Origin of the sequence: Cytobacillus sp. Hz8 (genome assembly GCF_042263505.1) — a bacterium.
In the GTDB taxonomy this organism is placed as follows: domain Bacteria; phylum Bacillota; class Bacilli; order Bacillales; family Cytobacillaceae; genus Bacillus_BE.
The window spans coordinates 33,454-56,463 of sequence record NZ_JBHKFI010000019.1; the positions used below are offsets into that span (position 1 = coordinate 33,454).

Sequence of the window (23,010 nt, forward strand, 5' to 3'; positions counted from 1 at the left end):
CATATTAAGGAGTCATTACACCTGTAGATAATGTCTTTAAAACCGTTTGCCTTTCATTCCATGTCATCGGTGCTACTTCATGCGCTAATTCCACCATGTCAATAGCCCCCTCAACTGGACAAACAATCGAGCATAAATTACAGCCTACACAATCTTCTTCCCTAACCTTTAAGTAGCCTTCGTCCTTTTCATCCATTAACCGATCAATGCATTGATGAGAGGTGTCTTCACATGATATATGGCATCTATTACATTTAATACAATTTTCTTGGTTAATTCTTGCGATGATCCGATAATTAAGATCCAAATCACCCCAATCCGCATACTTAGGAACAGATTTTCCGACTAAATCCATAGCAGAAGCGATTCCTTTTTCATCGAGATAATGATTCATGCCTTCAATCATATCCTCGACAATCCGGAAGCCATGGTGCATCGCGGCGGTACATACCTGCACGCCTGTTGCTCCCATCAGCATAAATTCCACAGCATTTTGCCAATTAGAAATCCCTCCTATCCCGGAGATTGGAATATGGATTCTTGGATTTCTGGCACATTCCCCAACCATATGTAACGCAATAGGCTTCACGGCAGGTCCGCAATATCCGCCATGGGCACCTAACCCGCCAACATGCGGAACCGTATTCCATGTCTCTAAATCAACTGCCGCCAAACTGTTAATTGTATTAATCATACTGATGGCATCTGCTCCACCATTAGCCGCTGCTTCTGCCGTTACTGTGATATCTGTTATATTAGGTGTTAATTTCACGATGACGGGTGTTTTTGCAACTTCTTTCACCCAATGGGTTTGTTTTTCGACCAGTTCAGGAACCTGACCAGAGGCGGCTCCCATCCCTCTTTCCGCCATTCCATGGGGACAGCCGAAATTCAGTTCAAGTCCATCCACTCCAACATCCTCGACACGCTTGACAATCTCATGCCACTTTTCCTGCTTTGGCTCTACCATTAAGGAGGCGACGATCACATGGTTAGGAAATCGTTTCTTAGTTTCATAGATTTCTTTTAAGTTCACTTCTAATGGCCGATCCGTTATCAGTTCGATATTGTTAAAACCAGCAACCCTTTGGCCATTAAAACTCACTGCCGCAAATCGGGATGAAGTATTGATAATAGGTTCGCCAAGTGTCTTCCACACAGCCCCGCCCCAACCTGCCTCGAAAGCACGTTGGACCTGATAGCCTGAGTTCGTGGGAGGCGCAGAAGCTAACCAAAAAGGATTGGGAGACCTAATCCCGGCTAAATTTATTTGTAAATCTGCCATTCTCTTACCTCCTTCAAGTTATTGTGCTGTTTCCTGTACTGATTTTTCAAATAATTGATGAATCCTTTGGGCACTCTCTATTCCTTGCTTCGCAGCGGTCACAACCATGGCTTCTCCAACCCCTTTTCCAAAAATCACATCTCCACAGGCAAAGATTTTTTCATTAGAGGTTTGATAAGTAGTTGGATTCACGATAACCACTCCGCCTTCATGCTTTAGGCCAAACTGTTCAATTACATCCACATATCTTGTTTGCCCGATTGCTTTTATCACTGCATCTATTTCTAAAATAAATTCAGAGCCTTCAATTGGTACGGGTCGTTGTCTCCCATCCTTTTCCTTATCTCCCAGCTTCATCTTGATGCATTCAATCCCCGTAACCTTTCCCTCTTCATCACCAATAATTTTCGTTGGGGCTGTGAGCCATCTGAATTCCACCCCATCCTGTTTCGCAAATTCATATTCAAACTCATAGGCGGTCATTTCCTTTTGCGTTCTCCGATATAAAATCTTCACATTTGATGCACCTAAGCGGGCTGAGCATGTTGCGGCATCAATAGCGGTATTGCCTGCACCAATGACTGCCACCTTTTTGCAAAGCCATTCATGGATAACTGGTTTTGTCTTTGTCTCTTTCACAAATTCAATCGCATCATATACACCTTGAAGCTCTTCACCTGGAATCCCTAAACTCGGAACAACGGACATTCCAACAGCAAGGAGAATCGCATCATACTTCTGTATGATATCTTGCACCTGTACATCTTCTCCGACTCGCGTATTTGTGATGATTTGTACGCCTAATTTTTCAACCTGTTGAACCTCCCAAGAGACAATCTCCTGTGGAAGCCGGAAGGAAACAATTCCATACATATTTAATCCTCCAGCCCGCTCCTGTGCTTCATAAATCGTTACTTCATAACCAAGTAGAGCCAACTCACGAGCAGCGGATAACCCGGCAGGCCCCCCTCCAATAATGGCTACTGTTTTTCCATTAGTCTTTTCTTTTTCAAATAATGCTTGATGATTTTTGATGGCCCAATCGGTTACATAACGTTGCAGATGACCGATCATGATGGGTTTAGTTGAATCATTCAAAACACAAGCCCCTTCGCAAAGCTCTTCCGTTGGACATACACGTGAGCAGCTAGCACCCATAGGATTAGCTGACATAATCGTTTTTGCAGATCCTTTCAAGTTACCTGATGCAATCTTTTTGATAAAGGCTGGGATTTGAATGCCCGTTGGACAAGCCTTAATGCAAGGGGCATCATAACAATAAAGACAGCGATTCGCTTCTTCAAGCGCTTCCTGTTTGGACATACCGGTTTCGACTTCTTGAAAATTCCTTTGTAAATTCTCGAATGAAATCCTAGTGTCATAAGCTGTCCTCAAATAGACAACCTCCTTCGAATAAAAGTGTTTAGGGCAATGGAGTAAAACTCAAAATAAAGAATGCCAATTTTTAAACTATTATTTGCTTCAGTTTTTCATGAATGTCATAAATACCAATTGATGAAACTTGAGATGAGAATAAAGAAGAGATAGATTGATGAGATAAGAAGTTTACATTAATATAAGAAGTTTTTTAGATTAATAATATTATATTAGATACAAAAATGATGACTCAATAGACATAATGTCAAATCCTATAACTAAACTATTATGAATTAATTTCTCATTGAATCGCCCTTATTTCTGCTTCTTTTTCGTAAGTAGAGTTTAGATAACGATAAGCATAAAGGGAAAATTCAATTGCGGCCCTTTTGGTTGGTTCCATATAGTCTTCACCTAAGAGATCCTTTAACTTTTCTAAGCGATGATACAGAGTTTGCCGAACAATGAATAAACGTTTGGCAGCATCTTTTTTTGAACCATTAGATTCTAAGAGAACCGATAAGGTATGGAGCAGTTCGCTATTATGTTTTTGATCATACTGGACAATTGGACCAATATATTCGTGAATATAATCTAGTAAATCCTCGTTCTGATTGAACATTGAAACCAATCGATAGATATGAAGATTTTCAAAAAAATATTCAGACGGCATATTCACTCTGCTTTGGATTTTAAGCGATTCCTTTGCGGTTAAAAAGCTTTCAGATAGCTTTGCAATAGAGGGAAGGGTAAGATACTTTCCTACCCCGAAAATTGGAAGTTTTTTTGATCGATGCTGGAAAAGGTCAGTTTGCCGTATTTGATTTAAAGCATTTTTAACCCGTACCTTCCAATCATCCTCTCTTAAATTAACGATGATAAAAATCAAATGTTCTCGTTCAAACATAGAAAATAAATACAGATTTTGATTTTGAAAAATGTTTTTAAAAAAAGGAAGATAATAGGAGTCAAAGGTCGAATCTCTTAATTTTTCGTCCATCACACATGTGCAAACAACTGCTCCATTGGGTTTTAAAAAAGGAGCCGCTGTGGTCAAGTATTGAAGAATTTCCTTCTCATGCCGTTCTCCTGTTAGCCATTCATGAAGGAACTGTTTCTCTTTACTTTTCTTTTGCTCTTCGATATAGAAATGCTTCAATAAATTTTGTGAAATGGCTCTCGTACACTGTTCAAGCAGGAGTAATTCCCATTTTCCAATCCACCCTTCCTTCGCAAAAATAAATAATTCAGCATATGTAAACCCAAGGACTTGAATGGTTTGACTAGCGTAACTGCCAGTTTCTTCAAGAAACGGCTGTTTTCCAACCAATTCCCTTGCTTTTTGTTCCTTTATAACCAACTCTAGAAGCCTTTTTTGTTCTTGTTTCGTTTGCATTGGCCTAAAAATCAATTTTTCCCTGTTTTTTGCGAGGTATAATACGTCTGCATCTATATATGAGGATAATAGGTTTAATACTGCATGGAGGGCATCAGTCTGAAGCAAAGCATCCTTTAATATACTAGAAAACTCCTCTAAATCAGAAAGAACCCGAGCCTGAATATTCATTAATTTTGTATTAATCATCTGTGTAATATCAATAAACCGAACTTCTTCGTGAAACACGATGATAGGAAACTGGAATTTATCGGCAAGATCAAGCATTTCTTGTGACAGCTTTTGCGCATATTTCCCTAATTCGACACAAAGCCCAGCGGCTCCAGCATCCATTAGCTGTTTAAGATATCGAAGGCTTCTTTCTTTCTGATCACCACTCCAGCCTATTCCAGTAGACAAAATCAATTCGTTTCCACTTAATAATTGGCCGATTTCAGTTACCTCCATCACATGGATCCATCTTACATTTCTCTCAAGTCCTAAATGACCTGCGATGACCTCTGCAGTTGCAAAACACTTATGTTTTAGAACTTCGCGTACTGTCAATTGCAAACAATTCAATCCACTTTCCTCCTTTTGTTTAGCTGTTAGACCGTCTGCCAAAATAAATACTCTTTTTTAATGATGACTTTTCCCCATTCATCCGATTATGTGAGTTAATGTAACATATATATTTCACCACTTCTATATTTATGTCATATTTTATAACATAAAAGGAAAATTAAACCACTTATTTTCCTTTCAATATTCAAGTTTATGTACGCCAAACAGAATTAAAACCTTCACCTCATAAAGGTGAAGGCTTATCATCCTATTTTCCTAATACCATATCCATAATTTCATGCGTATAGGCCTCATCTAAATTGGCCGGTTTCTTAATCACTCCGAATTTATGCGCAATATCAGCCGTTTGTTTAAACATCGCATCATCTATCAATCCGATTTTTGCCGGGCCAAATCCTTCTGGAACGACGAGCTTAGCTACTTCCTCCATCATTTTTAACTGATGCTCCTTAGAGGTACTTCCAGCTTCAGCCTTCTTCATTACTGCATCAACAGCAGCTTCAGGATCATTAATCGCATCTTGCCAGCCCTTAATGGAAGCACGAACAAATTTCGCAGCAACCTCTTTGTTATCAGCTAACCAATTTTTATTGGCAAAAAGGTTATCTTCTAACATTGCTACCCCTTCCTCATTCATATCAATGACCGATAAATCACTTTCCGGTACCCCTTCTTCCAGAACAACCTGAAATTCATTGTAGGTCATGGCAGACGCTGCGTCTATTTCACCAGATAAGAATTGATCCATTGTAAATCCTTGCTTAACAAATGATAAGTCTTTATTTTGATCCAATTTATACTTATCAAATAACGCTAATATTTCAAACTCATTTCCACCCATCCAGTTTCCGGCCTTTTTCCCCTTTAAATCCTTAGGAGTTGAGATTCCTGCATCTTTTTTAGACACAAGGAGCAGTCCACTTTTTTGATAGATTTGCGCAATTTCTACAAGCGGCAATCCTTCCTCCTGGTGCGGAAGAAGACTTGCTACCCAGTCAATGCCAATATCTGCTGCACCATTGGCCACTTGCTGCTCCGGAACAATATCCGGACCGCCCGGCACAATCTGCACATCTAATCCCTCATCTTGATAATACCCTTTTTCTAATGCCACAAAGTAGCCGGCAAATTGAGCTTGCGGCACCCATTTTAACTGTAATTTCACCGTTTTTAATTCTTTTTTAGAACCGCCATCTTCTGCTGTTTCCGAAGTCGTCTCCTTCCCGCAAGCCGCCAGTATTAAAATCAATATCAGCATCGGTAAAAAGATAAACCGTTTCCCTCGAAACACTTTTCTCTCCATTTATTCATCTCCCTTTTCATTCATAAATACTTTGTCTTTATCATAAAAGCATTGTACTTAACATGGTTTTGTCATGCACAATTGCTAAGCACCTTTTCCTCTTTCCGATGCATGCCATTTGATAAAAATCTTTTCAAGACCTTCAACAAGTAGATAAAAGCACACACCCACGATCGCCGCCATGACGATACACGCCCATCCAAGCGGCATTTTGGCGACCTTAATGGAGTTCGATAACAAATACCCAAGACCCTTAGATGAATAGAAGAACTCTCCCACAATCGCCCCGATCATACTTGATGTAGTATTTATTTTTAAAGCAGTAAAAACAAAAGGCAAACTATTAACTACTCTTAAATAGCGAAATACCTCCCCACCACTCGCAGCATAAGAATGCATTAAATCAAGTGCTAACGGGTCAACCATCGTCATTCCTTTATGTGCATTGATCGCCATTGCCGCCATGGTTATCATCGTAACAATCGCTACTCTCGAACCGATTCCATCACCAAACCATAAATTCATAATGGGAGCTAAGGCAACAATAGGAACAGCATTTAAAGCAGCAACTAATGTTAAGGCGCCGCTTCCCCATTTCGGCCAAGCGGTTGCCATTAAAGCGACGAAATAGCCAATAAGGGAGCCAAGTAACATACCAAAGACGGCTTCAAGCAATGTATAACCTGTATAAGAGAAGAGAATTTCGCTATTTTCCTTGATTGCTTCAAAAATTCCCGATGGCAACGGAAGCTGATAGGTTTGCAGTCCAAAAATCCGATGAAAAACTTGAGTTTCCCATAAAAGAAGAGCAATGATTCCTGCGAAAAGCGGAAGCAAAATTTGACGGAGCCTCATCATCTTTCTTTTTCTTTTCCGCAAACTTTCAATGGGTATCACCACAGCCTGAGTGCTTAAACTTCTTTTGGCAATGATCTTTTGTTCCTGAAAGTTAAAGCCTTTTTCCACTTGTTTTCCTTCCATTGATCTTCACCTCCTATTTGAGCGGAATTCCGGCTGCCATGGCGTAACCATCCGCTCAATCATCCCTATGATGAGATAGCTTACTATTCCCAGTAAGGCACCCGTAATCACAGTGAGCCAGAACATGTAATTATGAGAAGGACCATAATAGAGATTACGGAGCATCAAAACCCCTATCCCCTTTTGTGCGCCCATTAGCTCGACTAAAATGGCACCTGTCACGGCAAGTGGAGCAGCAATCTTTAAGCCGCTAAAAAGTCCGGGCAATGCTGTCGGGAACCGAAGCTTCCAATAAACAACCCAAGGTTTGGCTGCGTACGAATACATCAGTTCTACGGCTGATGGTTCCGCACTTCTTAAACCACGAAGCATATTCAAGGAAACTGGAAAAAAAGTAATATAGGCAGCTATCAGGACACGTGAAACCTGTTCATCATGAACAATTCCATAAACAATTGGAGCTAAGCCTAATATCGGAATCATTTGGGAAGCAACTGCATATGGAAATGCAAGCTGCTCCATCCATTTGGAAGCACTCATCAAAATGGCTAAAATCACACCTGCCAATACACCAAAAATAAACCCCATCGCTGCATTAGAAAATGTCACCATTCCTTCCGTCAATAGCGTTGATCCATACGATCCAACGGTATAAACTAACTCATGAATATAAGGGATTTTCGACTGTGCCAAAGGAACTTCAAAAACACGTAATAATAGAAAGGAAGACATTTCCCATACAATTAAGAACCCAATAATCCAAATTAAGATTGGGAGCAAACGACTGGAAAGTGCGTGATTTCTCATGTGCTACACCCCCTCAAAACGTTCGCGAATATGAGAGATAAGCTGGTAAAACTCAGGACTATTTCTTATCTCTTGCGTTCTTGGTCGAGGTAACGGAATGTCAACAACGGAAGATAATCTCCCAGGATGTGGAGATAAAACAAACACGCGATCTGATAGGAAGATTGCTTCAGGAATACTATGAGTAACAAAAACAACCGTATTCCCAACGTTGCTCCAAATCGAAAGCAATTCTTCATTAAGACGTTCGCGACTAAATTCATCCAAAGCTGAAAATGGCTCATCCATTAATAAAATTTCAGGTTCCATTGCAAGCGCACGTGCAATCGCTACACGTTGCTGCATTCCGCCACTTAGCTGCCAAGGGTATTTATCTTTGAATTGAGTTAAGCCCACTAATTCTAAAAGCTTTGACACTCGGTCTTCCCTTTCCATCTTTTTGATTCCCAACATTTCTAGTGGAAGAAGAATATTTTGTTTAACCTTCCTCCAGTCAAATAAAACCGGACTCTGAAAGACAATCCCATATTTCTGAGCCAATCGCGCATTCTTCGCGGATTCACCCCCAATTTCAACCTCCCCACTTGTAGGCTGAATCAAATCAGCCATTATTCGAAGCAAAGTGGTCTTCCCGCATCCAGAAGGTCCAAGCAAGGAAACAAATTCTCCTTTTTTAATCTCCACACTTACATCCGATAGTGCAACCACCTCCGTCTTATCTGTCTGATAACACATACCTACAGATTTGAGCACAATTTCCGGATTTGCATCTAATGTTGCCGTCATTCGACATCTCCTCCTCACCATCCGATTTTGCAACTTTGTTCGATAAACGGTCATTAAAATATTGTTTGTAAGATTTTGCTTCTTCACTTGTTATATTTCATTACATTCTAATTCTTTTAGTATAGATTTGCATTAGACACTGTGTAAAAAATATAGGCAGAAGACATAATAATGGAGTGTTATCAAGAATGGAGATGTATTAAATTGGGGATCTATATAATAGGAGAGTGATTTGCAACATAATATTGGTAATTTGGCAGATTATTATACCATTCTGATTAATCCCTAATGCGCTGATTCACGTGATTTTATTTCTTGCTTATTTCCCGTATTTTTTAAGATGTGCTTCACAAATTGTTTCGTTCAAACATAATAAAAGGCTGTTTTCGTATAGATTGTTGCTTTTTTGACCAAACTCCTATTAGTTACTAAAATACTGCCATAAGAGGGGTTTCAGGATGTGGGAAGAGTGACGAGACCTTCTTTAGGGAGTCTTTAAAAGGGCGTGAAATGGTTTATAGAAAGCCAAAGAAGCGTGGAGGTAAAGATGAGAAGTGAGGGATTAGCAACCTCAAAATCGCTGTGGTGGTGGCACAAGACCGCAATGGACAAGTGATTGCTAAAAAGGCAGGCACTGGACGTGTTAGAGCAGAAGAAATTGATGCCGTTATTGGGGATTGTATAGACCCATCTTCTTTGTTATGTAAAGATACCTTAGCAAAGAGGGATATGTCAAAAAAGGCATTATATCATCTACAGCACGTTACGTTAACAGCTACCATAAGCGATTGAAGGACTGGATGCAACGGTTCCAGGGCATATCAACAAAATATTTAGGCAACTACCTCTATTGGTTTAACTTTCTTTAACAGAGCAAGAAAATGGCGATCGAAGAAAGAGTAAACCAAATGCTTTTAAGTGCGTGTCAGAAATCCAATTTGATTACTGTCAAATTTTTGTGTAAGGTCTAAAAACAGCCACTCCCAAACGAAAGCGGATGTACTCGTTATTCCAATAGCACACCCGTTTGCTTGAGACATTGTTCACGATTTTCCCTCTAAATCATCAATTCTCTTTTCAAGTTGTTTTAGTTTATTACTACTAGTCAATGCTGTCGTAAAAGCAATAAGTCCGAAAGTAAATCCCATAGTTCCGAATGTGAACCCCATAATTCCGAAAACTTCCACATAATCCCCCCCTAATTTAAAACTTTAAGATATAACTCTAAATTTATTTTATTCCCCAACTCTTCTGCCTCGTTAGTTAAAGAAGAAATCTGCATACAATGATACCATAAAATAGTAAATAGATCCCTTTTATATGCTATTAGCAACAAGCCTTACGAAAATAGCCTAATAAATAGCCAACACCATCATGTTGACTTCAACATTCACTCTTTCATTTGATTTCGGCTCTTCCATTCATCCTCCAATATGCTCATTTCCCACATATTCCAATATGAATCTCCTATTTTACTTGAATCACGAAGGAGTCCTTCTTTTTTAAATCCAACCCTTTCATAGCAGGCAATGGCAGGATAATTAAAATCAAATACACCGAGACTTACCCGATGTAGATGTAGTTCGTCAAAAGCAATTTTTAAGACCGCTTCCAACATTTTTTGACCAATTCCCTGACCCCTTACTTCTTTCTCACCCACTAAAACCTTGCCAATTCTTGCGGCTTGGTTCCTTCTGTCAATTCTTCCTAAAGAAATATGTCCAATTCTCTCTTTACCAACCTTTCTAGGGGAATCAAAATAATCATCATTTTTTTCTTTCCTAACTACTTTATAGAAAAAACATAATGAAATTTTTCCTTGTGTGTAGATATTTCGTTAATCCTAAAAGTCTATATTATCTTTTGCATTATGATAATAATAAGAATACCCCAATAATTTCCATTCAACACAGCACAAATTTTTTCATTGCAAAACACATTTCTCCTTTTGAATTAAATTATCTAAGTATCCTCTTTCAATCAGTATAAAAATATATTGAGTTAACCACTATTTCTATCAATCATCCATTGCACGATTTTTATACACAATAACAACGAGGATTCCACCTGCCACTACCCATCCAGAAATAACAGCGAACTTTATCCATACATCAAGCAGTCCTACTCCACTTTCCACGCTTTTAGCTAACTCTAGTAGTTGAATATTCGGAAGGTACTCTAAAAATGATAATTGGGAATACTTTTCTATTAACACTTGAAACATTGTTCCGAATCCAAATAGAAACATGACAGGAAGAATCACCACAGATGCTTCCATCACCGACTTTGTTAGAAGACCTAGTAATGTCCCTAACTCTAAATAGAACAAGCTTGAAATGAAAATAGCAAGAGAGATGATAAAGATATTTTTTGATTCATAACCTGTTATAAGAGCACAAATAAAAACAGTAACAATTGTAAAGATAAAACTCAATAGACTCTTCCCTCCAAGAATCTCAAAGGTTGTTGCTGGAGAAAGCATAAGACTACGCAGTGTATTTTTCTCTTTTTCTTCTGCAATAAGCGTACATTGAATGAATGCTGCTACAGTCGTAAATGTCAAATTAATCACTAAAAAATGTATTTCAATTGATTGTTCGCCAAATTTAACATATAGAACAGCCAATAGAACGGGTATCAGTAGAGTGGTTCCAACAAATATATTTTTCGTTAAATCTTTTAAATCTTTTTGGAAAATGGCATACACACGCTTGAATGAAAAGGTCATAACAATTCTCTCCCTGTTATTTTTACAAAAATATCTCCTAGTGTGGGTTCATTCGAATAAATAGATACTACCTGACTACTTGCCATGTACTCATACATTTTTTTAGCATCTTCAGGACCATTCTTCATCACTATTTTTCTTCCATCAGCCAATTCCACGGTCATGGTAGAGTCCGAAAACTGATGTCGTAGTTTTTTGGGTTCATCTAAAAGTTGAATTTGTCCCTTATTTAAGAAGGCTACCCGATTACACAGTAATTCTGCTTCACTCATATCGTGTGTAGTCAAAAATATAGTAGTGCCTTTTTTATTTAGTTCACGCAAACCTTTGTAAATACGTTGTGAATTAACGGGATCAAGCGCTGAGGTTGGTTCATCCAAAAATAATAAGTCTGGTTTATGTAAAAAAGAGCGTGCAAGTATAGCTCGCTGTAACATCCCTTTTGACAGATTTGATACAATCATCTTCATTTCATCTTCTAGGTTTACGATATGAAGCACTTCTTCAATTCGCTTTAAAGGGACATTATAAAGTTTGCAATATAACTTTAAATTATCATAGATGGTTAGCCGATTGTATAAACCACTGTTGTCTGTAAGAACTCCAATTTTTTTATGATAACCTTTTTTTCTTAGCATTGTAGAAGGAATTCCAAACACCTTTGCATTTCCATCTGTTGGAGATAGTTGATCAGTTAAGATTTTAATTGTAGTTGTTTTTCCAGATCCACTTGGTCCAAGAAACCCAAATATTTCCATTTCTTTTACAGTGAAATCCACTTTATTTAACGCAACCTGGTTTGAAAAAATTTTCATTAAGGAACTAACTTCAATGACATTTTCCAATGGGTAATATCCTCCTTATAAACTCTTTTTTGTTTTTTACTTTAAACTCAGAATAAGGGAAATAACAGTTTAAAACATTATTTTTACATTCAAAAGAGTTATATTAGGGGTGAATGAAGTCTTTTTTAGGTTAAATGAAGTTTATTTCATCCCAACTAATTCCTTTAATTCAGCCATTTTTGTTTTTGATAACGGAATTTCTGTTTGGTCATCTAAAATCAAGCAATAACTGTTTCTTGTCCAAGTAATGACTTCACAAACTTTTTGTAAATTGACAATATACGAACGATGGCAACGGAAAAAACCAAATTGTACTAACCTCTCCTCAAACTCATTCAAAGTGAATAAACCCAGAAACTCTTCTCCTTTAATATGTATGTTTACATGCCCCACAGAACTCTCTATATAATCAATTTCCGTTGGATCAAACAAGATGATTTTATTGTTTGATTTTGTAGGGATTTTTTCGAATCGAATGGAATGAGTTAATTGTTCTTTAGATACATGTTTTTCTTGGGATACAGCTAGATCATTCGGATTTTTTTCGCTTTCAACCTCTAAAATTTGTAAACCATTTTCGTCTAAACTATAAGCCTGATCAGTTAACGTAATGGCACTTTCCATGTTTCCTGTCAGCACTAAAATACTTTTACCTTGTTGTTGTAATTCTTTGAGTATCTTAATAAAGATGTTTTTTGTTTCTATATCCACGTTTTGATCAGGCTCTTCAAATATAAATAAAGCTGGACTTTGAAAAATAATACGTGCCAAATGCACTCTTTTTTTCTCTGAGTATGATAATCTCTTTACTTTTTTATGCTCCTTTTCCCCAAGTTGTACAAGTTGTAATACTTCTTCGATATGATAGTTCGATCCGTATAATCCTTTATAAAATTTAAAATTATCTTTTACACTTAATCGTTCATAAATCCCTTCATTCAAAAATGAGATTCCAATTTGCATGTAGTAAGCTCTATTATGTATATCCACTTTTTCTCCATTAACACTTATATCTCCATAGGTAACCGACATTTTACCCAAAAATGTATTTAATAGTACATTTCGTACATTGGTATTCGAATAAATTGAAACAGATTGACCTTCTGAAATCTCTAAGTTAAACATAGGAAAAATTACAGTATCCTCGCTTTGTTTTTCAAAATCGTTAATTTTTAATACCCCCATAAAATCCCCTTCTTCGTATCAATACTGAAAACAAGTTGCATTTTAATCTCTACGTTTTTATAACAACAAATAGAAAACCACTATTTTTAAAAATGTTTGATCAAAATGTCGTTTTACTATTTAAATAAATTTCAATTTTTTGTAATAAAGTTTATTCATTTCTTCTAGAACTAACCGGATCCGATAGTTGAAGAAGAAAATGTATAAAACATACCAATCGGCTAATTACTCTTGCAGTTGATTTAAAATCAGTTTCAATACATCGTGCTATGACATAGTATTAGTCAATATTGTTTCTCCATCACCTCCAAGATAATCGTTTGGATTCCACCAAGCACGTAAAGAATCTTCTCCGAATTCCATCTTTTTCGAACGAGAATTGTGACGTATGACTATTTCCTCAAAGGATAAATCAAAATAATAAGTATATGTCTTTTGGTTATAGAACTCTATTAAGTTATTCAGCATTTCACTATAGCGGCTTTAATTTAAAATTCCTTTCACAACAACAAATTCACATTTATCTTTACCATATTCTGCGATTCGGCGAATCAAATCAATTGAAAGGATGCCTTCTCTATCTTGCACCTTCAACATGTCACGGCGAACGACATCCTGAGAAACCAAGAGCATTCCATGTTCAAAATGATTTTGAAGACTATTCGCAGTAGTTGTTTTTCCACTCCCTGAATTTCCTCGAATGATTATTAGCTTAGATTCCATATTCTCATCTACCCATCATAATTGTCTTATATCTATATAATCTTCCATTGGTTATAACAACATTTTCTTACTTTTAATGCATTCGATATAGAAATTAATTATTCCTTCTTCCACTAGCATGCTTCGTTCATGACATTAAAAAAGCTACCAACAATGATTGCAGTATCTTTAGGTCTTGCAGCGTTAGTTGAAGTGTTGCCCTTCACAATCACAACAATCATCAGCTCTAGATATAATATTTATTTCGTGAAATCACTAGTTTACTTCTATAAGAAAAGAGCATCCCTTATTAACATCCGAGATTGCAACTGCCTCCGTCCTTTCTGCTTCACAGATTGTTTCGTTCAAACATAATAAAAAGCCAACACCATCGTGTTGACTTCAACATTCACTCTTTCATTTGATTTCGGCTCTTCCATTCATCCTCTAATATGCTCATTTCCCACATATTCCAATATGAATCTCCTATTTTACTTGAATCACGAAGAAGGCCTTCCTTTTTAAACCCAACCCTTTCATAGCAGGCAATCGCTGAATGATTAAAATCAAATACACCAAGGCTCACCCGATGTAAATGTAATTCGTCAAAAGCTATTTTTAAGACCGTTTCCAACATTTTTTGACCAATTCCCTGACCCCTTACTTCTTTCTCCCCCACTAAGACCTTGCCAATTCTTGCGGCTTGGTTCCTTCTGTCAATTCTTCCTAAAGAAATATGTCCAATTATTTGACCTGTTTTTTCAAAAATAACCTTATAGGCATATGTATCAGAATTCTCCTGATTCGCACTATTGATGTAATTCTTGAGTTGTTCTTTCGTTAATGGATACTCGAATGTTGAGCCTGACCATTGAAGTAAAAATTCAGGAGAATCTATCCAATTGATCAACTGAGCAAAATTAACCTTCTCAAAATATTCTAGTTTAATCATCCTTTAACTCCCCTCATTCTAAATAAATAATTTTTTCTCAAACATCAGCATATCTATCGCTTGAATTCCATTTTCAAAAATAGGTTCAGGATAGCTAATAAAGAAATCCTTTCTTATTCCCACGATTCTAAAGCCACATTTTTGATAGAAGGCAATATTATCAATGCTTGAATTTGCCGTACCAACCAGCATTTTCCTATATGATTTCTTTCTATAAAACAAACACGCGGACTTTATTGCCTCTTTTCCAAATCCTTTGCCTCGATAACTTGGTAATATTGCGATATTCTTTAATTCAATGATTTCAGGAGATTCCTCCATAAAAAGGATGACACCAACTATTTTCTTTTCAAATTGCAAGGAAAACATTTCACCTCTCGATATGTATTGGTTAACTACTTCCTCGCTTTCATCCGCCATTAATAAAAAATCTTTATATTTTTCCTTTTTCTGTAGATCAACCTTGATTAATTCAACCTGCCCATTCAAATAACCACCTCTTTTCCCTTATCTTAATATATTCTGAATATAGAAAAAAGTTAAGAATTAATATCTTCATATATGGTAAAATTAGGAGATAACTTTCAAATGGAGGTCGGAAATGGAGATAAATAAGTTGGATTATGCAAGATTTCTAACTTTCGGAATCGTTTTTGGAATTATTGGATTGATCATTTTACTTTTGAATGTTCATATCGGATTGTCTATGGCAAAGTCCTGGTTAATAAAACGAGGTGGTGCGGATCCTGCGATCTACCATATTGTGATGAAAGGCTATATAAATACTTATTTAGTTTTAGGCAGCATCCTTTTATGTTCTGGACTTATCACGGTTGCTTATACTTACTTAAAGCTTAAAAGAAAATCTAATTGATCAAATATATAAATCCTTAGGTCATGATATTTTTTCCTTTGGAAATACTTATGAGGAAGAAAACATCACAACTTAAGGAGGAAGGTTATTAATGAATGACTTTGAATCATCTATCGAATCAAAAATAGAAAGAATTTGGGATAATACATGCCAATCCTTTCAAAATTGTACATCTTCAAACATTCAATCATTCTTGCAAGAGTGCCTAGAGAATCAGATTGATCCCCAATTTTGTATGAGCTGGGTGGAGCAGCATAAATCAGAAATTCCCGATTGGAATTCTGTTTCTGAGACATCTCTTAACTGGATAAATCAGCATACTTCCACTGGTTCCCCTTATCCTTTTAAAGAGAATGGATACTAATGGTGTGGGGAAAGAGCATGCTCTTTCCCCTTTTTTCTTAAATAATCTTAGCAAACCAGGCCACATAATAAGCAGCTGGGAGAAAAATGAATTGCCCGACGACGGTTCCCAATAATTTTGAGCCAACCATGGTGAGAGAATAGCTTTTAAGGTATATATACATCCCCTCATTTTTGACAACGCGATCAGCAAGAACCGACGCCTTTGGATCAATGAACAAGGTCAATAAAATAGTGGCGATTCCATTAATAATACCGGAGGAGAGTGTCGCAGCTTGCATGTATTTTTCCGGAACAATCATAGAGGCATAGATAGAAGAAAGAACCCCTACAGTTAGAATAGCCGTCACCATAACATTAATCACAAATAATCGCTTTGGAATGGTTTGCAATGTAATTCCATTTAAATACGATAATCGCGGAAAACGAAAGCATTTGAATATTTTCTTCCAAGTGGCAAAATGAAATTGCTTTTTGAATAAACCAATGATCGAACCTCTTTCCTGCGAAAGATGCACAATTGCTCTTGAAAAAATTTGAATAAAAGTGGGGAAGAGTAAAATTCCTAATAATGTTCCAACAGTGGTCATTCCAATAAGAATGCGGTATTGCTCTTCGATAAACAAATATTTATGAGATTCTGGTGCCTCTCCAATCAATTTCCCCGTTAAGGGCTGCTGAATCATTGTCGAAAATCTTGAAATAATGACAAGTGAACTAAATAATGAAATAGCAGTCGCAATTAATTTTACCCTTGCCCCTGAGATTCTTGTTGAATAAGCCAATGTTTCAATCATTGTGATGATTAACAAGAATAAAGAGCTTAGTATTAGTTTTCCAGTTATTAATTCCATATATATACCTCTTTAGCAAAATTGTAATTACATTATATATCAAAGAAGTAGAAAAGGGATATTTAACGAAGTATTAAGGAGACTATGAAAAGGAGGTATGATTTTTGCTATTCCACTATCATTTTTGGACTCCTTATGTCGAAGAAACAGAACGATTCTATTTAGAAAACGGATTTCGTATCTCTCTTCGGGTAGGAAAATATAACGGCGAATTTCAAACCTTTAACCCTCCATTACAGTGGGAAGATTTTCGCAAGCAAAACATTCTTTTTCGGATCGTCGAAATGCGAAAAGGAGCCGTGAATATTACCTTTGGCTATGGCAAGAAGATAATGTTTGATCACATAGGTTACATCGTATCTGATGATGAGTTAGGACATATTTGTGACAAAGCAAAAGCCATGAACTGGATGGTCAATCGCGGGGAACGCAGGACCTTTATTACAACACCGTATGGATTTCGAATTGAACTACAAACACATATTGAAGTGGTCGACGAATTAGAGTCTAACATCCATTTACAGCAATTAACACTTCTTATTAGAAGAAAAGGATTAGAAAACGACTTAGCAACATTATTTCAACATCGTAACCATCAAATAATCGCGAAGTTAAGCCAGAAAGTCACTATTCAAGAAGCCATCATTCCCGGACTGATGTCCGCCGATTGTTCGGACCCAAATGGAGTCAGAATTCTAAACCATCTTTAATATTTTAAAATATTATGGAAAATTCTGAAACCTTTCATATTATCCATTCGTATTTGTATTATAAATCTATTATTAAAGGATGGATAGTTATGCAAACCCTTTATTGGATTGTTGGTTCTGTTATTGCTCTCTATATCCTTGCCATGATACCACTTCAATATCAATACATTTCAGAAATGAAGGATTTGAAAAAGAAGAAAAATCAAACGAATGAACAAATCCTTGATGATATGAGTTTTGAAAAACAGCAGCTGCATGTTAATATGCAGGGCAACATCATCAATTGGCCATCAGCAATTATTGCCAATCTCATTTACAAAATTCGCCATCGTCAGGTTTAGTAGAAAAGGATCCTGTCGTGATTGTTAACAGGATCCTTAGAGTTTATATCTATTTGAAATACTACAGATTCCTTGAATGGTGTTTTGTCGGAATAATCTTCTCCTCCACTCTTTCATAAATCGCAAGTGTCTTTCTTATAAAATGAAGCCTTGGTACAACCAAATAAGCGATATAGGCGGAAATCACTCCGATAGCAGCACCTGCCAAAACATCAAAAGGATAATGCACCCCAACCCAAATTCTCGAAATAGCCACACTAATAGCAAGAAGCATCCAAATGAGCCCTGACCTTCTCTGAACTAGCCAAAATGTAAAACAAATCGAAAAGAAAAGAATCGTATGATCACTTGGAAAAGAATTATCAACCGCTTTTTCAATCAATTGATTGACATGCTGAAGTTCAGCAAAGGGCTGAGAATTAGAATGAAGCAGGCCTGCTACTTTCCCCAGAATCTCCGCGACTATAAAAGCAAACCCTGCTTGAATAACCATCATTCTATTTTTTTCGCGGCGTGAAAACCAGATGACCACCAAACAAAAAGCGAAAACATACACCATATATTCAGCCAAAAAGATAAAGATAGGATTCAAGTATGTATACTCTTTCCCAAGATCATTTATGGCTCGAAACCAAATCTGATTCCAGCTGCTCATAAAAATATCCTCCTTAAACAACATCATAAGGAGAATATACTAAATGTTTTTAATGAAAAAAATCGATTCATCTTACAACCACCTTACATTTCTGTAAGGAAATCAAACAACTACCAGCGATCCTTTCTTCGTCCGTTCATTGGATTTCTAAATTTTGATTGTCGAATGGTTTGATTGACCGCCTCAGAAAAGACAAGTCCAATGGCGATTGCACCTGATATCATAAAGGCTTTCGCAGCTAAATTGATAGCTGCACTGTAATCATTTTCAACGAAATTCCTCATAGCATCATAAGCAAGTCCTCCTGGAACTAAAGGAATAACTCCTGCAACACTAAAAATGATAACCGGTGTTCGATACATTTTCGCAAATACTTGACTTATCACGGCAACAAAAAAAGAAGCGGCCAAGGTAGCGACAACTGAGTCCATTCCGCTAGTCACCATGACAATATAGATCAACCAGCCGAACATCCCGACAAAGCCACATTTAATGAGAGATGACTTCGGCGTATTAAAAATTACGCCAAAACAGCTTGTTGCGATAAAACTTGTTATTAATTGTTCCAGTATCATCATCACGAACACTCCTATTTAAACAAAGGTTAAGATTACGGCAATTCCCGCTCCAATTGCAAAAGCAGTCAAAAAGGCTTCTGCCCCTTTCGATAAGCCTGAGACAAAATGACCTGCCATCAAATCTCTCACGGCATTCGTAATCAATAACCCTGGTACTAGCGGCATCACAGAGCCGATAATAATCTTATCTAATTCCGTTCCTAAACCGATTTTAACAAAGATATAGGCGAGAAAACCAATCACAAAGGCCGAAAGAAATTCAGAAAAGAATTTAATCGGAACCAAACGATGAAAATACAATTGACTGAACAATCCAACCCCTCCACTAAAAAAGGCTGGAATAAAATCATACCAACCGCCCTGAAACATAATCACAAAACAGCCACTCGAAATCGCTGCTGATAGGATTTGCACATAAAGAGGAAATTGCAGCTTCGCCTTTTCAACCTTTTTCAGTGATTCATAAGCCTCGTGAACATTTAAGCTGCCACTATGGATGCTTCTTGAGATGCTATTAACAATCGTTACCTTTTCTAAATCCGTCGTTCGATTCGTAATTCGAACTAGTCTCGTTTTTGTTTGTCCGATCCCTTCGATTGAAAAAATAATCGCTGTTGGTGTTACATAACTATGAGACTGGGCTATGCCAAAGGCCCTTGCCATCCACATCATTGTATCTTCCACGCGATAGGTTTCCGCCCCACTCTGTAACATAATCTTTCCAGCTAAAAGGCAGACCTCCATCACATCATATGTATATTTCTCTTGATCTTCCATTTACATCTCTCCATACAAAATACTGCTATTACTTTTCCCTACATATATGAAAAAAACAATGTTCCAACAAACAACCATGCTGAAGTCATTGTAGTTGATAAATTATTTGCTTTCAATGACTTAAGAGAATTTTGTTAAATAAAAGAAATTTTCAACTATTTTCTCATATCCATTAATAAGGAAGATAAAGCCAAAAAGTTGAGTGAAAAAAGAAAAGGACAGATGTAGCCTTGGAATAAAATTTGATTAAATTAACTTAATCCTGAATTATTCACAAAAATATCTGATATCAAGATTCTAACCAAAAAAAAAAATGACTTTTTAGAATTTAGCGGAAAATGATAGGCTTATTTATTTCAAATCAGCGGCTCTTTTTAATAAGAACACCTTGGAAGCCTGTTTTTTAATTTCCTATTATAAGGTATTTTTGACAACTATTCGATTTGTAGTTTTTGAATTCGGGTAATGAAAAATCGCCTTCAAATTATAGGGCTATTTTTGTTGATATAAGGGGAGTACGATCATTATTTTTGGAGAATTTATAGGGCAATTTGTATAAGAAAATGTAGGGGTACAATCCTGTGTACCGCGCCAAAATACACGACATTTTTACTTGCAAATGGATCTACAGAAAAATATTGTTTATTTTAAATTTAAGGTTAGCCTCTGTTAAAACTGAATGTTGATTTTACTGTGTATGAAAAATAAAGTGAAACTTCCATCAGTGGGGTTTTCGTTCATCCCCCACTGATGGTTAGCTGAACTTATCGGACCTTTACGGACAGTTGATCTCCCACTTATCTTCTTCGTATTCTCAGAATCTTAAGGTGGGAGTCTTACTGTTCGTTAAGAGTGGGATAAGCGGAGAAATTCCGTCTAAATTGGGAAATACCCATATTTCCTTAAAAATAAGGGGAGTTTTTCCGTTTATATGATCCAAATCTTTGTATTTTGTCTTATTTAGAGCAGTTAAGCGGAATATCTCCGCTTATATTGGCTTCTTAAGCTTCCTTTATATACATTAGCCGGAAATTCTCCGCCTATGAGTATTCATACCTACACGAAATCGATAAGGAGAAGGCGAAAATGGTTTGTAAACTTCTTAATGAGCATAATTCGCAATCCGAAGAATTAGCCATTAAAAGCAGAAATAGCAAAGGTATAAACCCTTGCTATTTCTAATGTTTTTTAATCTCTCTAACCTTACCAGTTGTCCTACATTTTCTAGTGCAAAAAGGATTACATTTTGGTTTGCATTTTCCTGTGTAAATTGACGTTTTGCGATAGTTACGGAACCCGTTAGTCTCATAGACGATCTTGTTCAAATTTAGCACCCTTTAATAGAATAATTAAAATATAATCTCAATCCTGAGATCACTTAATTCTACTTAAACGAAAACAATACAAAACGTGTTGGCATTACACAACCTGTTAAATTTTCAACCAAGCAAATACGTCTTAACGAATTTTAGCCTTGCGGTAGCCATCAAATACACTGATTGCTGCAGATAAAATAAAGATGAAAATCCCACTGCCAATTATCCATGTTTTAAATTGATTAGCTGTAATGGTAAATATATCAGACATATACGTTATAAAATCTTGGGTCATTAAATTCGAATTTCTTAAAATAACAATGAATACAATCGTTCCAATAAGTTGGAGAACAGCATTAAAAATAGCCATTCTTTTTGTCCACTGTCCCTTGATAAATTTATAAAGAGCTAATGCTATTTCAAAACCAATAACAACAAGAACGATTGGCCAATACCGCAGTAAAACTTCCTGATTTAAAGATGGATTCACGAATTTAATTCCGTCTACAGTGCCTTTATATATACCTACAAGATGATTCGCATTAAAATATAGAGTTGCCCAAATCGCAGTCCACATTAAACTTCCAAATACTTCAACCTTTGAAATAGCTTTTTTCTTAGGGATATTAGGAATTTTTTTCAAATCATCAGGTGTCCACTTAGTGAACCTGGTTGTAAGTGGCTGATTATCTTTCCTTAAATCTGAACGTTCCAATATGGCGAAAACAATGGTTAGCCAAAAAAATGTTTGGATCCCTACTTCAAAGATGCTCCCAATCCCTTTGCCAATAATCGTCGAAAACTTTATTACCGTATCCTCTCCACTAAAACCAGTAACATATACAGCAATTACTGAGATCAAAGAAATAACCGTGGCGATCGGTAAAATCATTTTTAATAACCCAATATAAACATCAAAATAACGTGGACCAATGAGGTGCATTGGCTGATCCCGATACCTACTAGCTAATGTTACAGGATTCCCCAATTTTTCAAGAACCGCCTTTACAGCGTCCTCGTTATAATCATCCGGCAGCATATCCTCAATGGTTGACCGTAACTCGAGAGCAATGTCCTCACGATTTTTTTCAGGCAGCCTCCGAGTAACTTCATGGATATAAATCTCAATTAGATTCATCATCTTCCTCCCCCTTTAATAAGCCATAGAGCTCTTTCGAATTCTTCATCCATTCCTTTTTTAACTGCAAAAAGATCTCTATCCCATATTCACTTAAAACATAGTACTTACGGGGTCTACTCTCAGATGTATCCCAACTACTCGACACCAATTCTTGTTTTTCTAATCGTCGAAGCAATGGATATAAGGTACTTTGGTCAATGGAAATTCCCGATTCCTCCAATAATTGAACAAGTGAATATCCATACTGTGGTGTTCGTAATTGACTTAAAACGGCTAATGTTAGCGTTCCTCTCCTAAGCTCTGTCGTTAATGAATTCAATAAAGTATTCATTCACCCACCTCATTTTTATTACTATACGACATACAGTATATGATTTATACTATGTATCATACACTATGATTGTTACAACATCAATTGAAATTAAACTGCCTTTTTAGAAATAACAAGAAAATTAGTAAGTAAAGTACATAGAAAAAACAACGTTTTCAT

24 protein-coding genes and 2 pseudogenes are annotated in these 23,010 nt (G+C 36.6%); 5 read left to right on the forward strand and 21 right to left on the reverse strand.

All coding sequences use genetic code 11. The annotated features are described in order from the left end of the window. Window positions 1–4: 4 nt before the first annotated feature. The 7 genes from preA to ACE38V_RS18715 form a co-directional block, all read right to left on the reverse strand. Window positions 5–1,285, reverse strand: coding sequence for an NAD-dependent dihydropyrimidine dehydrogenase subunit PreA (preA, locus tag ACE38V_RS18685; RefSeq protein WP_375843628.1), 1,281 nt, complete (start codon window positions 1,283–1,285; stop codon window positions 5–7). Window positions 1,286–1,303: 18 nt separating this feature from the next. Beyond that, window positions 1,304–2,680, reverse strand: a complete 1,377-nt coding sequence (locus tag ACE38V_RS18690; RefSeq protein ID WP_375843630.1) for an NAD(P)-dependent oxidoreductase — start codon at window positions 2,678–2,680, stop codon at window positions 1,304–1,306. Window positions 2,681–2,963: 283 nt separating this feature from the next. Next, a complete protein-coding gene (locus ACE38V_RS18695; protein WP_375843632.1) occupies window positions 2,964–4,619 on the reverse strand; it encodes a PucR family transcriptional regulator in 1,656 nt (551 codons plus the stop codon). A gap of 250 nt (window positions 4,620–4,869) precedes the next feature. Beyond that, window positions 4,870–5,925 (reverse strand): ABC transporter substrate-binding protein, encoded by a 1,056-nt coding sequence (locus tag ACE38V_RS18700; protein ID WP_375843633.1) that lies wholly within the window; start codon window positions 5,923–5,925, stop codon window positions 4,870–4,872. 84 nt (window positions 5,926–6,009) lie between these two features. Further along, a complete protein-coding gene (locus tag ACE38V_RS18705) occupies window positions 6,010–6,906 on the reverse strand; it encodes an ABC transporter permease (RefSeq protein ID WP_375843634.1) in 897 nt (298 codons plus the stop codon). Window positions 6,907–6,912: 6 nt separating this feature from the next. Then, entirely contained in the window at window positions 6,913–7,713 is an 801-nt protein-coding gene (locus ACE38V_RS18710) for an ABC transporter permease (protein WP_375843635.1), read from the reverse strand. A gap of 3 nt (window positions 7,714–7,716) precedes the next feature. Further along, on the reverse strand, window positions 7,717–8,499 hold the full coding sequence (locus tag ACE38V_RS18715) for an ABC transporter ATP-binding protein (RefSeq protein ID WP_375843638.1): 783 nt from the start codon (window positions 8,497–8,499) through the stop codon (window positions 7,717–7,719). A gap of 450 nt (window positions 8,500–8,949) precedes the next feature. On the opposite strand from ACE38V_RS18715, the pseudogene ACE38V_RS18720 reads away from it, so the two are divergent. After that, window positions 8,950–9,470: pseudogene (locus ACE38V_RS18720) on the forward strand (IS1595 family transposase); the annotation flags it as partial. A 72-nt stretch (window positions 9,471–9,542) separates the two neighbouring features. Here the strand turns inward: ACE38V_RS18720 and ACE38V_RS18725 are convergent. From ACE38V_RS18725 to ACE38V_RS18760, 8 genes and pseudogenes are all read right to left on the reverse strand, one after another. Beyond that, window positions 9,543–9,686 carry a hypothetical protein gene (locus tag ACE38V_RS18725; protein WP_375843640.1) on the reverse strand — a complete coding sequence of 48 codons (144 nt, stop codon included), beginning with the start codon at window positions 9,684–9,686 and terminating at the stop codon, window positions 9,543–9,545. Window positions 9,687–9,889: 203 nt separating this feature from the next. Further along, window positions 9,890–10,330: a GNAT family N-acetyltransferase gene (locus tag ACE38V_RS18730; RefSeq protein WP_375843715.1), complete on the reverse strand. Its 441-nt coding sequence runs from the start codon at window positions 10,328–10,330 to the stop codon at window positions 9,890–9,892. 186 nt (window positions 10,331–10,516) lie between these two features. Then, window positions 10,517–11,227: an ABC transporter permease gene (locus ACE38V_RS18735; RefSeq protein WP_375843642.1), complete on the reverse strand. Its 711-nt coding sequence runs from the start codon at window positions 11,225–11,227 to the stop codon at window positions 10,517–10,519. Beyond that, the gene (locus ACE38V_RS18740; protein ID WP_375843644.1) at window positions 11,224–12,072 is read right to left on the reverse strand and encodes an ABC transporter ATP-binding protein; all 849 of its coding nucleotides are present in this window, start codon (window positions 12,070–12,072) and stop codon (window positions 11,224–11,226) included. Before ACE38V_RS18740 ends, ACE38V_RS18735 begins: the two co-directional genes overlap by 4 nt. Before the next feature lie 141 nt (window positions 12,073–12,213). Beyond that, on the reverse strand, window positions 12,214–13,257 hold the full coding sequence (locus ACE38V_RS18745) for a LytTR family transcriptional regulator DNA-binding domain-containing protein (protein WP_375843646.1): 1,044 nt from the start codon (window positions 13,255–13,257) through the stop codon (window positions 12,214–12,216). A 267-nt stretch (window positions 13,258–13,524) separates the two neighbouring features. Then, window positions 13,525–13,980 (reverse strand): annotated as a pseudogene (locus tag ACE38V_RS18750) (AAA family ATPase). Between the two features lie 388 nt (window positions 13,981–14,368). Beyond that, window positions 14,369–14,911, reverse strand: a complete 543-nt coding sequence (locus ACE38V_RS18755) for a GNAT family N-acetyltransferase (protein WP_375843648.1) — start codon at window positions 14,909–14,911, stop codon at window positions 14,369–14,371. A gap of 18 nt (window positions 14,912–14,929) precedes the next feature. Further along, the gene (locus ACE38V_RS18760) at window positions 14,930–15,400 is read right to left on the reverse strand and encodes a GNAT family N-acetyltransferase (RefSeq protein ID WP_375843649.1); all 471 of its coding nucleotides are present in this window, start codon (window positions 15,398–15,400) and stop codon (window positions 14,930–14,932) included. Window positions 15,401–15,512: 112 nt separating this feature from the next. Between ACE38V_RS18760 and ACE38V_RS18765 the strand changes: the two genes are divergently transcribed. Further along, window positions 15,513–15,785, forward strand: a complete 273-nt coding sequence (locus tag ACE38V_RS18765) for a hypothetical protein (protein WP_375843651.1) — start codon at window positions 15,513–15,515, stop codon at window positions 15,783–15,785. 91 nt (window positions 15,786–15,876) lie between these two features. Then, window positions 15,877–16,149 (forward strand): hypothetical protein, encoded by a 273-nt coding sequence (locus ACE38V_RS18770; protein WP_375843653.1) that lies wholly within the window; start codon window positions 15,877–15,879, stop codon window positions 16,147–16,149. A 37-nt stretch (window positions 16,150–16,186) separates the two neighbouring features. Here ACE38V_RS18770 and ACE38V_RS18775 read toward each other — a convergent pair whose 3' ends face one another. Further along, the gene (locus tag ACE38V_RS18775; protein ID WP_375843655.1) at window positions 16,187–17,002 is read right to left on the reverse strand and encodes a lipid II flippase Amj family protein; all 816 of its coding nucleotides are present in this window, start codon (window positions 17,000–17,002) and stop codon (window positions 16,187–16,189) included. Window positions 17,003–17,106: 104 nt separating this feature from the next. Here ACE38V_RS18775 and ACE38V_RS18780 point away from each other — a divergent pair, with 104 nt between their 5' ends. Beyond that, window positions 17,107–17,712 (forward strand): hypothetical protein, encoded by a 606-nt coding sequence (locus ACE38V_RS18780; protein ID WP_375843656.1) that lies wholly within the window; start codon window positions 17,107–17,109, stop codon window positions 17,710–17,712. Window positions 17,713–17,801: 89 nt separating this feature from the next. Next, window positions 17,802–18,053, forward strand: coding sequence for a DUF3949 domain-containing protein (locus tag ACE38V_RS18785; RefSeq protein WP_375843658.1), 252 nt, complete (start codon window positions 17,802–17,804; stop codon window positions 18,051–18,053). Between the two features lie 61 nt (window positions 18,054–18,114). Here ACE38V_RS18785 and ACE38V_RS18790 read toward each other — a convergent pair whose 3' ends face one another. From ACE38V_RS18790 to ACE38V_RS18810, 5 genes are all read right to left on the reverse strand, one after another. Further along, complete coding sequence (locus ACE38V_RS18790; protein ID WP_375843716.1) at window positions 18,115–18,714, reverse strand: undecaprenyl-diphosphatase; 600 nt, start codon at window positions 18,712–18,714, stop codon at window positions 18,115–18,117. Window positions 18,715–18,818: 104 nt separating this feature from the next. Beyond that, window positions 18,819–19,286 carry a threonine/serine exporter family protein gene (locus tag ACE38V_RS18795; RefSeq protein ID WP_375843660.1) on the reverse strand — a complete coding sequence of 156 codons (468 nt, stop codon included), beginning with the start codon at window positions 19,284–19,286 and terminating at the stop codon, window positions 18,819–18,821. A 15-nt stretch (window positions 19,287–19,301) separates the two neighbouring features. After that, complete coding sequence (locus tag ACE38V_RS18800) at window positions 19,302–20,063, reverse strand: threonine/serine exporter family protein (RefSeq protein ID WP_375843662.1); 762 nt, start codon at window positions 20,061–20,063, stop codon at window positions 19,302–19,304. A 1,458-nt stretch (window positions 20,064–21,521) separates the two neighbouring features. Further along, window positions 21,522–22,517 carry an HAAS signaling domain-containing protein gene (locus ACE38V_RS18805; RefSeq protein WP_375843664.1) on the reverse strand — a complete coding sequence of 332 codons (996 nt, stop codon included), beginning with the start codon at window positions 22,515–22,517 and terminating at the stop codon, window positions 21,522–21,524. Beyond that, window positions 22,504–22,851, reverse strand: a complete 348-nt coding sequence (locus ACE38V_RS18810; RefSeq protein ID WP_375843666.1) for a PadR family transcriptional regulator — start codon at window positions 22,849–22,851, stop codon at window positions 22,504–22,506. Before ACE38V_RS18810 ends, ACE38V_RS18805 begins: the two co-directional genes overlap by 14 nt. Between the last annotated feature and the right edge of the window lie 159 nt (window positions 22,852–23,010).